General features: G+C 42.2%; 10 protein-coding genes. 1 reads left to right on the forward strand and 9 read right to left on the reverse strand.

Annotated features, from left to right (window positions below):
* Nucleotides 1–66: 66 nt before the first annotated feature.
* From AAE02nite_RS06535 to AAE02nite_RS06555, 5 genes are all read right to left on the reverse strand, one after another.
* Entirely contained in the window at nucleotides 67–1,380 is a 1,314-nt protein-coding gene (locus AAE02nite_RS06535) for a Gfo/Idh/MocA family protein (RefSeq protein WP_146896175.1), read from the reverse strand.
* Between the two features lie 438 nt (nucleotides 1,381–1,818).
* A complete protein-coding gene (locus AAE02nite_RS06540) occupies nucleotides 1,819–3,021 on the reverse strand; it encodes a zinc ribbon domain-containing protein (protein ID WP_146896177.1) in 1,203 nt (400 codons plus the stop codon).
* 844 nt (nucleotides 3,022–3,865) lie between these two features.
* Nucleotides 3,866–6,442: a phosphoenolpyruvate carboxylase gene (locus AAE02nite_RS06545; protein ID WP_146896179.1), complete on the reverse strand. Its 2,577-nt coding sequence runs from the start codon at nucleotides 6,440–6,442 to the stop codon at nucleotides 3,866–3,868.
* A 319-nt stretch (nucleotides 6,443–6,761) separates the two neighbouring features.
* Entirely contained in the window at nucleotides 6,762–7,010 is a 249-nt protein-coding gene (locus tag AAE02nite_RS06550; RefSeq protein WP_170252535.1) for a hypothetical protein, read from the reverse strand.
* Nucleotides 7,011–7,322: 312 nt separating this feature from the next.
* Entirely contained in the window at nucleotides 7,323–7,724 is a 402-nt protein-coding gene (locus AAE02nite_RS06555; RefSeq protein WP_146896184.1) for a phage holin family protein, read from the reverse strand.
* 637 nt (nucleotides 7,725–8,361) lie between these two features.
* Here AAE02nite_RS06555 and AAE02nite_RS06560 point away from each other — a divergent pair.
* Entirely contained in the window at nucleotides 8,362–8,931 is a 570-nt protein-coding gene (locus tag AAE02nite_RS06560; protein WP_146896186.1) for a TetR/AcrR family transcriptional regulator, read from the forward strand.
* Between the two features lie 312 nt (nucleotides 8,932–9,243).
* Here AAE02nite_RS06560 and hisIE read toward each other — a convergent pair whose 3' ends face one another.
* The 4 genes from hisIE to hisH are packed head-to-tail and all read right to left on the reverse strand — an operon-like array spanning nucleotide 9,244 to nucleotide 11,904.
* Nucleotides 9,244–9,858, reverse strand: a complete 615-nt coding sequence (gene hisIE, locus AAE02nite_RS06565) for a bifunctional phosphoribosyl-AMP cyclohydrolase/phosphoribosyl-ATP diphosphatase HisIE (protein WP_146896188.1) — start codon at nucleotides 9,856–9,858, stop codon at nucleotides 9,244–9,246.
* A complete protein-coding gene (gene hisF / locus AAE02nite_RS06570; protein ID WP_146896190.1) occupies nucleotides 9,855–10,610 on the reverse strand; it encodes an imidazole glycerol phosphate synthase subunit HisF in 756 nt (251 codons plus the stop codon). Before hisF ends, hisIE begins: the two co-directional genes overlap by 4 nt.
* Nucleotides 10,604–11,323 (reverse strand): 1-(5-phosphoribosyl)-5-[(5-phosphoribosylamino)methylideneamino]imidazole-4-carboxamide isomerase, encoded by a 720-nt coding sequence (hisA, locus tag AAE02nite_RS06575; protein WP_170252541.1) that lies wholly within the window; start codon nucleotides 11,321–11,323, stop codon nucleotides 10,604–10,606. The genes hisF and hisA overlap by 7 nt, the downstream gene beginning before the upstream one ends.
* On the reverse strand, nucleotides 11,323–11,904 hold the full coding sequence (hisH, locus tag AAE02nite_RS06580; protein WP_146896194.1) for an imidazole glycerol phosphate synthase subunit HisH: 582 nt from the start codon (nucleotides 11,902–11,904) through the stop codon (nucleotides 11,323–11,325). Before hisH ends, hisA begins: the two co-directional genes overlap by 1 nt.
* Nucleotides 11,905–11,974: the final 70 nt, after the last annotated feature.

Consider the following 11,974-nt stretch of genomic DNA (forward strand, 5'->3'; position numbering starts at 1 on the left):
GCTCCATTTGTGCATTTATCCTTAAAAGAAAAGAGCAGGCTAATTAAATAGCCTGCTCTTTTCTTTTTAAACTTTAATCGCCCATTCCGGCCGCATATTGCGGGAGCGCATAGCATTGGCCTCTTTATCGCCTTTAAATTTTTCTTTCTTAGGATTCCAGGTTAAAGGCCGCTTCAGTTCGTAAGCAATATTGCCCAGGGTACAAACGGTAGCGGTGCGGTGGCCTACTTCTACGTCGCAAATAGGTTTTTCGCGGGTGCGAATGGCGCTAAGCCAGTTTTTATAATGGTTTTCGCTTAAATATACGTGCTTTTCGTTGGAGCCAATTACCTGGGTTTGCAGGGTGCTGGGGGTAGTTTCGAGTTTGCCGCGCTGCACATCTATCTGGCCTTTGGTACCAACAAACCGGATGGCATTATTTTTACCAAAATTTTCGTGGGTCATGGTAATGCCGTTGGCGTATTTATAAGTTAAATATTTATACTCTTTGCCGTCGGGTGGAATAATGGCTACCGGTCCACTATTATCCATATCCAGCGCCCACTGCCCAATATCAAACATATGCGCACCCCAATCGGTCATACCGCCGCCGCCAAAACCTTTGTAATCGCGCCACCTGGCCCAGAAAGTAGCCGTTGGGTCCGGAGCCAGGTAATTATGAAAGGGTTTAAATTCGTTAGGCCCCAGCCATAAATCCCAGTTCACGCCGGCCGGTACCGGCTCGGCGCCCAGGGTATAAGGTAGCGGCGGGCCGCCCACATTAACTTTCACCGTCTGAATATCGCCGATATAGCCATTACGAACCAATTCTGCCGCCTGCCGGAACTCGGGCCAGGAACGTTGCATATTACCGGTCTGGAAAACCCGTTTGTGCTTGCGCGTAGCCGCTACCATGGCCCGGCCTTCTTTAATGGTGAGCGATAACGGCTTTTCGCAGTAAATATCTTTTCCGGCTTCGGCAGCCCGCACTGCGTGCACCGCGTGCCAATGATCCGGGGTTGCAATTACCACGGCATCTATATCAGGACGTGCCAGTACTTCCCGGAAATCGCCGTATAGTTTACAACTCTCGTAACTTTCCTGGCCGGCTTTTTCGGCATAAAACTGGTTTACCTTTTGGGTGAAATCATTTAATTTGCTTTGGTACACATCGCAGGCAGCTACAATCTGGGCTTCGCCGGTTTTAAGGAAGTTATTACGCAGGCCACCGCTTTGCCGGCCGGTTCCAATAAAACCCAGGTTGATCATGTCGCTTGGGGCCACATAGCCTTTACCACCCAACACGTAGCGCGGCACAATCATGAAAGCCGTAATGGCCGCAGCTTTGCCCATAAACTGGCGCCGCGAAATACCTTTATTTTCCTTGTAATTTTTTTCCATTGGTAACTTTAAATTGATGGACCGTATTTGGGCTTAAAATAATCATTTATTCTCAATTTGCAGATCAAAGGAGATAAATTAGGTGCCTTGTGGTTGATAATTAAAAAAGAAAATATCACTACATACCTTTAAGCATCTAATAAATTGCTTTACCGGATAGGTTACTCTCCCCGGCCGATGCACTGTTATTATAGAAGGCCAATTGGCGTTTCAGACTTCGAGAAAGAAATTAAACATATCGGGTTCTCCTCTACCATGGGTTCCATGTTACTGAGCAGACCTATGAAAGCAAAAACAGTTTCCCACCTATTAATTAATCCGCCGCACATAAAAGAAGGGTAGCTCGTGGAATATTATAGAAAGCAGAAAGTACTTTTTTTAGCCTTCTATTCCGAAATTGCTTAACTTATGTTAAATACAATGCAGTTTAAGCCGAAGTTAAGTCTTGTAGGTGGGCAACTTTTCTTCCACGTAAATTTCTGCCTGACGCGTTAACCGCCAACCGCTGGTACCCCGGTCTATTACTTTCTGAAACCAAATCCGGCTATTCTTCAGGTTTACAATAACTTGTTTCAGATGCACCGGTTTGCCATGTAAATTTAAAATTCGGTATGCAAAATCAATATTTCCTTCGGTAAAATATTCCTGGTGGTTTATTTTGGTAATGTAGTAAGCAATTGCAACGATCCGGTTAGGATTACCAGCGCCCGGCATTTTACGCGCAAAAAATTCTTCCAGCGATGGTTTCAGTTCATTTTTATAAACGTCAAATTCATCGGCTACTATAGAATGGGCTGCCGTTTTCCGGGAAGCCGGCAACGCTCGGTGTGAATTTGCAGACTGCTGCGCAAAGGCTATGGTTTTCCGGAGAGAACGAGGTGAAAATTTACTGTCGTTGGTGGCTGCCAATAGCAACTCGTTCGCTTTATCCAATCCCTGGGCGGTAAATTTAAATTCATTTTCTCGTACGGTGCATATATATTTTTTAAATAAGCTTTTCCAATTGGTTCCTAAATTCTTGAAACGAGTTTCGGTTAAACGCTTATCTTTATATTGTTGCCATACTACCTCTTTGGTAAAAGTACTGTTGCCATAACCCGAGCTATAGAAGGCATAAAGCAGTAACCATTCATTTTCACGACAATCCAGTTTTACTTCCAGGTCGTTCAGGTGCGGGTAGGTGGGTGATCCTGGCGTTGATGCCGTGTATTCTTCTGCAACTGTTTCGGTATTTAGCTCCGTCTTTCCGGCTAAAGCAACCGGGTTTACGGCCAGGGTACCAGAAATATTCTCCTCCATTATATTTTCCCGGATAGTAACTGGCTGCCCAGGTAGCCGGCCGAATTTATTTTTAAGCAAATCGGCCATTACGTCTTTTATTTCTTTGCCTACATCATCGGTAAACTCTATTTCGTAGAGCCGCTCATCGCCGTTTTCCTTAATTTTTATTTTATTAAAAGGCTTCTGTGCTTGCTGACCCTGATTTTCTCCCACGGGAGTACCACAGGCTATGCAGTGCTTGGCACCGGGCACCAATACTTCCAGGCAGTCTTTACATCTTACCTGATTACCGCATTGGTAACAGAAAATGGCCTTTTCTAAGGCCGTTGCACCGCAAGAATTGCAGATAATCTCTTCCATAATGCCTAGAATAAAACCATACCTATTTGCAGGTAGCTTAACAAATATAAGAACTACTTAACTAAATATAAGATAATATACGGATATTTTTCTGTTATGGATAATTAACACTTATCCACACTTGTCTACAGTTATGGATAACTATCAATTATTAACATCTTTTAAATAAAAAGAATTTTAATAGAATCAATTTTTATCCTTATAAAAACCTTTCTTACAAACTAAATCCATCAGCTGCAAATATAATTTCATTTATAAGATTTTTCTTAAATAATCTTTACCTCGAAAACAACTTTTCGTCTGTATCTTATTTCTACTAAAAGAATTTTTATGGGTTTTTAATTTGATTATAGCATAAACTTGGCCTACCCTTAAGGAATATGTGTTAGTTTAATTTGAATATAGCTTCCATAATCCAGGGGAAGGTTGGATAAGTCGGGAGATTAACATTAAGTAAAACTTAAGTTAGATGGTCAAAAGCGCAGGCCTAAATTAGGTTGGTATATAGTATAGTTTGATTAGGAATATTTGATAAATATTTGCCCGCTATTAGCTTACTGCGTTAAGCAAATGCAACCCCTCCCCTACCCTGCTATGCCAAACCCTACTCTGGTAATTACCTTATTCACTTAAAGCCAAAACCGCTATAACCTTTCCATGGGTTTGCCAGATGAGTGCCGCATTAAATATTATTACCCGCTTAGTGCCAGGATTTCAAGGCTCGCCAGCTTCGAAACGTAGCTCACCGGCCTCCTTTATTCCATTTAGTATTAATAAAAACTACGACCATAAAAAAAGCGCTACCCTAATTGGAACAGCGCTTATTTATGTCTGAAAAATTGCTTTAAGCTGAATTTCTTTCAGCATTAATAATCCCGAAAGAGCAACGCATCACCAGTTTTTCGTATATTTTTTTATCAGCGGCACTTTGTTCGGCTTCTTCTATTTCCCTGATTTTGGTTAAAGCGTATTGCTGTATGGTTATGAGAGGCAATTCTATGCGCTGGCGCAGTTGAATAGATAATTGGTCGATCGGCTTATCGGCCATTAACTCGTTAGCACCCGATAAACGTAAAAGGTATTTTTTAGTGCGCTCAAATTCTTCGTACATAATTTTCCAAAGCACCCCGTATTTGGAATGTTTGGCCAGATAAGCCGTTGCCGGAAAAAAGCATTTATTCATAGCCATTTCACAGTTATCTAACAGGGTCTTGAAAAACAGCGACCCCTCGTATAATTGTTTTACTTCCTGCCACTGACCGGTTTCTTCTAAGCGTTGCAGGGCGGTACCTACCCCAAAATAACCCGGCACGTTTTGCTTTAACTGGCTCCAAGCGCCCACATAAGGCACAGCCCGCAAATCGTCGAGGTTCAACTGGCCCGATTTACGCTTCGAAGGGCGGCTGCCAATATTTGCTTCAGCGTAATAGCGCAGGGGACTTACATAGTTCAGGTATTCCAGAAAGTCGGGATGATTTTTTAGCTCTTTATAAGATTCATATGCCTCCTGAGCTAAAGTAAGCAGCAAGTCTTCTTCCTGTGTACTAAGTGTAATTTCCCGGTCCGCAAATAAGCCATTGCTGATGCCTGCGTGCATTAGCTGCTCTATATTATAACGGGCCGCATCGGCTGTACCAAAGTTAGAGCTAATGGTTTGCCCCTGGATGGTAAGCTGAATTTCTTTATTCGCAATATTGCGCCCCATGGAAGCATAAAACTGGTGCGTTTTACCCCCGCCCCGGGCCGGTGGCCCACCCCGGCCGTCGAAGAATACCACTTCAATATCGTATTGTGTCGAGATACTGGTCAGCTCCTCTTTGGCTTTATAAATACTCCAGTTGGCCATCAGGTAGCCCCCATCTTTGGTGCCATCCGAAAAGCCCAACATTATGGTTTGGGTATGGTTGCGTTTAGCTAAATGCCGGCGGTAAGTTGGGTTTTCGTAAAGGGTTTGCATTACCGGAGCCGCATTCTTCAAATCATCTATGGTTTCGAATAATGGCACGATATCTATATTCAAACGATCATGCTGCCAGCCACTCAGTAAAAACAAACCGTAAACCTCCATAATATTTAAGGCACTGGTGCTGTGGCTGATAATATACCGGTGGCAGCCTTCGGGGCCATTGCATTTCTGAATAGTTTTAATTACCCCAATAGTTTCCAGGGTATCGCGGTATAATTCGTTACTGAAAATAGCCGGGTCAACCTTTTCATTTACCCGGAGCAACGCATCTATTTTGTCAGACTCGGGTAATTTTTGGTAATCGGCGGGCAAAGCCGTAGTTAATTCAGCAACTTTCTGCAACAACTGGCTGTGCACCGAACTATCCTGACGAATATCGAGCGAGGCAAAATAGAGACCAAACAAGTCGAGCTTATTTAACAGGCTTTCTACCTGGTTAATAAATAAGCCGTTATGAAACTTAGTTATAGTTTCTTTTATCTGAATTAAAGTATTCTGAATTTCTTCTTTGGTCAGGTCGGCTTTGTAACCCGGTACAAATAAGTTGTTATAAAGCCGCTGCTCTAAATCGGCCAGAAGATTAGCTACTCCTTTAAAAGTTAGCCGTTTTTTCAGGCGGCGTACCTCCAGGTAATAAGATTTTACAATTCCGCCCCGCAGGGCTTCCGACACCTTTAAAGTGGTTTCGGCGGTAACAAACGGGTTGCCGTCACGGTCGCCTCCGGGCCAGAAACCCATTCTAATTAACGGATTTTTAGTGTTAACCGCTTCCGGGAACTGGTTTTTCAGGTAAGATAATAATTGCCCGGCGGCGTTATAAAATACGTTTTCTAAGAACCAGATGAGGTTAACGGCTTCGTCGTAGGGTGTTGGTTTTTCCTTTTTGAAAAATGGCGTTTTGCCCAGCTGCTGCAAATAAGAATTCGTAAGCGCCGTGTTATCGTTATTCAGGGCCTTCGACAAATCGTTGATAATACCTAGCACCTCGCTGGGATAAAACTGAGTAGGATGCGCTGTTAATACCAGGCGAACCGAAAAATCTTTTAATTTTTCTTTCAGCTTAGCCTGCGCCCGGTTTTGCACCACATTGGCCTCTAAATTCTTGAGGGTGCCCAAGCCCTGCATATCGTTAATTTGGCTAAAAGCCGCGTCTTCTAATGCATCAAACAAAACGACTTGTCGCTCAGCAAATTGCACGAACCGGAAAAGCAAATCCAACTGTTCTTTTTCAGTACCATAGGTGGTATACTGGCGGAAGAATGAATCTATAATTTCGTCGGGACTGGCTTCTTTTTTTAAACCTTCTTCACAATGCAACAGGAATAAAGATAAGTAAACGCCTGTTTTTTCCATCCGGTAAAATGGAAGAGAAGAAAAAAGGCTGTTGTACATCTCATATTTAAACCCAACCAACGTTCGAAAAATCTGGGTAGGGTTGTTGGCATAAGCGCTCATGGTGTTTTAATTAATTCCGAACAAATCTATCGTTTTCTTACAATTTTAAAGCTATTCCGGAATAAAAATTAAATAAATTCTGGCCTTCAGCCTTAACCATGCTAAGGATAGGTTCTTTTCCGGCAAAGATAACTTCAACTGGCTAAACTGATAATCTAATTAGATCAAAACAAAAGCTTCTGACTATTGTTTGAGAATTGGCAAAATGGAGCGGCCCGGTTATAAGAATATACTGTTTGGATTTCCTTTGGTAAACTAAAAGTTTAAAAGGAGTTTTTGGAATAACTGGAAAGCAAGCAAATAGGTATCTGAACCCAAATTAACTCTTGGGTACTAAAATAAACTTTACCCCGTCGTACTCGCTGCTTTTAAAAGCTTCCTTTTTGATTGTTTCCAGGCGGTTTTCGTAGTTTTCAATAACCTGATCTGGAATAAAAAGTTTCTTGGTATTACGAAGGTCAAGAACCAATATGTAGCGGTTTGTCTCAACAATCTTAACCACCTGTTTTAAAAACAAGTGAGAAGGCTGAATAAGATAGCTATAAATATGTTCTTTTGTCCGTAACATTTTTGGGTGAGTAGTATTTTTATATCATCGTTAATCTTTTAAAAGTTTAACTTTACACTCTCTTAACTGTCTATACTGAAAATATGATTTTTAGTTTTACTTAGAACAGAATTTAACATTATTTAAGAGGTAAACAGAACCATACAGATGTTTTTACATTAATTTAAATAGGATTATTCACATAATTTCATTAGACTCTTAAGTCTGATAAATTACCCTGCTCGCTATTTAATATTTAATTATAGCAATAATTAAAAAGAAGCCTGCCCTGCTTAGCAGAACAGGCTTTGTAACTTTTTCAAAAGGCTTTTATTAAGCCCATTCATACAGTTCTTCGGTTTTAGCCGGCTGTAAAGCCTCCCCGGCATATTCATCATCGGCCCGGGCCCGATCTACTAAAGTACTCGCAATGGCCAGCGCGATTGCGATTATCAAGGCTGGCCAGAAACCTTTCACCTCGAAGTTGCGGGTAAGTTTATCCGCAATTTTTATAACAACAGCCGTAACTATTAGCTTAATAATAAAACTAAGCAGAAATAAAGTAAATAAATTACCAATAAAGCGTAAAACTAAGCCCACTGTTGCATTTAAAAGACCAATTAGCAGCGCCACCCATAAGGCTGTTAAAAAACTTTTAACGTGAACCTGGGGCATCAAATAGGCTAATACTAAAAGCACACCAGCGCTTACCAGAAGATTAATGATAAAGTCCATAGTTTTATAGATTTTAAAAGTCGATGTAAAATGATTTGTTCTACGAGACTTTCTTATTTTGGATTTTTTGCCGGGGATAATTTAGAAGTCGGATCAGGTTTACCTCTTTAAGAGAGTTAAAAAGCGAACCCGTCCATTCGTCAAAAGAGGCGAGTTATTAAGCTTATGGAACATCCATATATTTGCGCTTACTGCGCTGCTTTCTTATTGCTGGTGGATCACATATTGTTAATCACTGAGGAGCACCGGATTTTCACCAGGCCACATTAGCTGGTAGCAAACCTATTAGGCACGCCTCTCGCAGAAGAAAGCGCCACTGCAATTTCTTTAGTAGGAACCAAAAATAAGGTTACCTAATAACCATTACAAGCGGCTTTTCAAAAATGCGCAGGTAAAATGCCGAAATACTTTACTTGTTTGATATTAGTAAGATAGCCTGAAAAAAATGAATCTTAAATTGAGTAAGTTAATTCATTTCCCACTGTACCTTTTTTATTACCTTCTTAGTAATTCTTAATTATCGAACTGAAAATCAATTTATTATATCAGTTTAAATAAACTACATATATTTTAAGATGAAGATAAATAATCTCAGAAATTTTGTTTAATTTCACTGAACAAACGTTCATTCATAAGTATGAATAAATTTGAGCAACAACGAGAACAGAGTAAACAGCAAATAGAAGAAGCAGCCTTAATCCTGTTTGCGGAGCACGGATTTGAGAAGACTTCTATCCGAATGATTGCCCAAAGAGTTAATATTTCTTTGGGCTTACTTTATAATTATTATGCTGGTAAAGATGAATTACTGAAAGAAATATTCCGGCGAGGCAGGCAGGATGCTCAGGTTGCCCTTACCCCTGACGGCGATAAAAACCGGTATAATGATATTGAAAATCATATCCGGTTAACCTTTAAAATACTAAAGCAGAACCGTTCTTATTGGAAGCTGCTGCACGGTATCCGGATGCAATCGCCGGTTATTCAGAAACTGGAAGCAGAGATGAAAGCTGAAACAGAATTCATGCAGAAAAGAATAGAAGAAAATTTAATAAATGGCGGCATTCCTTTTCCGGGTTTGGAAGCGAAGCTTTTATTTGCCACCCTGGATGGTATTACCAACCACTACCTGCTCTACGAGAACTACCCCGTTGATGATATAGCCAATTTGCTTATACTGAAATATCGGGAACAAATCCGAAAGTAATGATACTAAAAAACAATTTAATGTGTGCTTTGGCCAAGGTTTCTGCTGGTGTAATGCCGGTGATGGTCTCCTGCCGGAATCTACCCTTTAGTTATTATTAATTAGAAATATTAAGACAGTTAATTAGAAATATTAAGACAGCAGCAATACGAAAGTAATGTTAATTCAAATTATTTAACATAATGATTACACTTACAGAAAACAAAAGACTTAAAATACTTTAAGTCCTTTTGTTTTCTGTAACAGGTATATAAGAATTTACAACTGAAATGGTCTGAGGCAAAGCTAAAAATATAGGAAACCTATATACTTCTATCTTTTGTGTCTTTCTTCCAGCACCTGAATCACGTCGCTGAGTTTCATGTCGGAACCCGCTAACAGCACTAACAGGTGATAAAGCAAATCGGCGGCTTCGCCTTTCATGGGTTCCCGGTTACCAGCCACGGCATCTATCACTACTTCTACGGCTTCCTCTCCTACTTTCTGGGCCATTTTCTGGATGCCGCGCTGGAAAAGCGAATTAGTATAAGAGTTTTCGGAAGGATTATTTTTGCGATCCTGGATTAAATTTTCGAGGTATTCCAGGAACAAAGCGCTGCCATTATGCGTGGGATAAACTTCTTTTTGATCGGTGAAACAGGTAGCCGAGCCGGTATGGCAAACCGGACCAACCGGGTTAACTTTAATCAACAAGGTATCGGCATCGCAATCCTGCTGGATGCTAACCACATTTAAAAAGTTACCGGAGGTCTCGCCTTTGGTCCAGAGTCGATTTTTAGTCCGGGAAAAGAAAGTAACTTTTTTTTCCTGCTGGGTCTGCGCTAAAGCTTCCTCGTTCATGTAGCCCAGCATTAATACCTGCCCGGTGGCGTGGTCCTGAATAATGGCCGGGATTAATCCGCCCGTTTTTTGAAAGTCTAAATTCATAAGCGTATGGGTAAATTCTGGGCAGCCAGGTAGTTTTTTAAATAAGGTATTTCTATTTCGCCGAAGTGAAAGATACTGGCCGCTAAAGCCGCGTCAGCCTGGGCTTCCTGAAATACTTCGGAGAAATGTTCGACGGAGCCAGCGCCACCAGAGGCAATAACCGGAATACTGACTTCTTTGGAAACTGCGCCGGTGATATCTAAGGCAAAACCATTTTTTGTACCATCGTTGCTCATCGAGGTTAATAATATTTCGCCGGCCCCTAAATCTGTAACCATTTTGGCCCACTCTACGGTTTCGTAAGGGGTTTCGAGGGTACCGGCCCGGCTAAATACTTTCCAGCCCTGAGGAGTGAATTTGGTATCGATGGCTACGGTTATACATTGGCTGCCGAAGCGCTTGGCCAGCTCATTTACCAGTTCCGGAGTTTTAATGGCCGCTGAATTAACGGAAACCTTATCGGCTCCTTCCAGCAACAATAATTCCACATCGGCCACACAACTAATGCCACCGCCTACGGTAAACGGAATATCTAAATGGCGGGCAATATCCCTAACCAGCGCGGCAAAGGTTTTACGCTCTTCGTTCGTAGCGGTTATGTCCAGGAAAACCAGTTCATCAGCTCCCTGGCGGGCGTATTCGGCGCCGAGTTCAACCGGGTCGCCAGCATCCCGGATGTTCTCGAACATAATGCCTTTAACCGTACGCCCGTTTTTAATATCGAGGCACGGAATAATGCGTTTGGTTAACATACAAATCGTTTTAATTCGAGCAGGGTAATGGTGCCCTCGTAAATAGCTTTGCCAATAATGGCCCCGAACAGACCGGCTGCTTCTAATTCTTCTAAGTCCTGGATGGTGGTTACACCGCCACTAGCAATAATCTGGGCTTCCGGGTAGGTTTTTACCAGGTTGGTGTAAGTTTCGGTAGCGGGGCCTTGCAGTTTGCCGTCTTTACTAACATCGGTACAAATAAAAGTACTGGCGCCTTTTGCTAAGTAATCCGAAACAAAATTAGCTACCGTAATATCTGATTGATCAGCCCAGGCATTGATGGAGATGGTGTTGTCCCGGAAATCGGCCCCAATAAATATTCTTTCCTCACCGTATTTTGCCAGCCACTGGGTAACCGTTTCGGGTTCGCGTACGGCAATACTGCCAGCAGTAATGTGCCCGGCTCCCGCCGAAAAGGCCTGTTCTATCGCTTCTTGTGATTGAATGCCACCGCCAAAATCAATATCCAGGTTGGTTGCTTTAGCAATAGCTTCGAGCACGGCTAAGTTTACTGGTTTGCGGGCGCGGGCACCATCCAAATCTACTAAGTGCAGGTGCGTAATACCTTCGCCTTCAAAACGCTTGGCTACTTCTACCGGGTTGCTGTCGTAGGTTTTTTGCTGACTGAAATCGCCTTCGGTGAGGCGCACACATTGGCCGTTAATAATATCAATAGCCGGAATAATTCGCATCATAAATCTAAAAAATTCTGCAGGATTTTAGTGCCGGTAGGGCCGCTCTTTTCGGCATGAAACTGCACGGCGTAAAAATTCTGGTACTGTACGGCCGCACTAAAAGGTTGGGGGTAATCGGCGGCTGCTATGGTGTGTTCGCTCTGGGGCACGTGGTAGCTGTGTACGAAATAAACGTAATCCTGCTCGTTCAGCCCTTTCATTAAGGGGCTTTTTAAGTTATAAATATTGTTCCAGCCCATGTGCGGCACCTTCAGATCGGTTACAAACCGTTTTACGTCTAAAGGAATAATATTCAGCATGGGCGTATCATTTTCTTCACTGTGGCGGCACATGAGTTGCATTCCCAGGCAAATACCCAGAAAGGGTTGTGTCAGTGCTGGAATAATTTTATCCAGCCCATCGGCTGTTAGTTGGCGCATAGCCGAATTTGCTTCGCCTTCCCCCGGAAAGATAACCTTATCAGCTTGCTGAATAGTTTCGCGGTCCTCGGTTAAGGTAGCCTGCACGCCTAAGCGCTCCAGCGCAAACCGCACCGACTGCACATTCCCGCCTTTATAATCAATAATAACTACGTTCATATTTAAGTGGTTAGTAGTTAGTTATTAGTAGTTAGTTTTAATATTTCCCTGTGCAATACCTAATTACTAA

The organism is Adhaeribacter aerolatus, assembly GCF_007991635.1.
Classification (GTDB): domain Bacteria; phylum Bacteroidota; class Bacteroidia; order Cytophagales; family Hymenobacteraceae; genus Adhaeribacter; species Adhaeribacter aerolatus.